Origin of the sequence: Aeromonas piscicola (genome assembly GCF_000820005.1) — a bacterium.
In the GTDB taxonomy this organism is placed as follows: domain Bacteria; phylum Pseudomonadota; class Gammaproteobacteria; order Enterobacterales; family Aeromonadaceae; genus Aeromonas; species Aeromonas piscicola.
In genome coordinates, this window is record NZ_CDBL01000073.1 from 141,105 (window position 1) to 141,990 (window position 886).

General features: G+C 65.3%; 1 protein-coding gene. It reads right to left on the bottom strand.

The genetic code is table 11. The features are described 5' to 3' along the window. Positions 1 to 886 (bottom strand): methyl-accepting chemotaxis protein (locus BN1128_RS18665; RefSeq protein WP_042871887.1); only part of this gene is annotated, 886 nt, incomplete at both ends.

Consider the following 886-nt stretch of genomic DNA (forward strand, 5'->3'; position numbering starts at 1 on the left):
AGCAGGTTGGTCTGATCCGCAATCCCCTTGATCACCTCCAGCACGCCATCGACGGCCAGACAGCGGTTGTCGAGCTGCTGGATCACCCGATCGACCCGCTCAATCTCGGCGGACATCTCGCCCATGTCGGTGATGGAGTGCTGGGCGAGGCGACTGGTGTTGGCCGCATCCTGGTTGGTGAGGGCGGAGAGCTCTGCGCTGTGGCGGGCGTGCTCGCGCACCTCGTGGGAGCTGGCGGCCAATTCGCTGACGGCGGCAGCGACCTGGGTCGTCATGCTCTCCTGCTGGCGAGCGGAGCCCTCGGTCTGGGTGGCGACTTGCCGGATCTGGTTCGACTCCTGATAGAGCTGCTGAGTTGCGTGCTCCACCTCCTGCAGGCTGTGGCGAAAACCCTGCACCATGTCGCTGACGGCGCGGGTCATCTGGCCCAGCTCATCCTGGCTCGGGTTGAGCAGGGGGAGGGAGAGATCCCGCTCCTTGGCCATGCGGGTCATGGTCAGTTGCAGGTGGCGCACCGGTCGCTTGATGTAGCGCTGCAGCACCCAGCCAAGCAGGCCGAAACCGAGCCCGAATACCGCCACCAGGCTGCCGCTCAGGATCAAGTTGTTGTGGCGGATCTCGCCGAAGGTGTGGCTGAGGTCGTAGCTGATCCGCACCGCCCCCATGACGGTGCCTTCAGGTACCTGATGGCAGGTGGTGCATTGGGTGCCGCGGTACTCCTTGTACGCCTTGAAAGGCTTGACCAGGGTGAGCCGGTTGCCCTGCTGCTCGAGTATGGTCTCCCCTTGCGCGATGGCGCGCTGATCCCAGCTGTCCTCTGCCTGCTGATCCGGGTGACCCGGCCCGAACAAGTCGGTCACGGCGGGGGCGCGGATCAGGCGAGCCT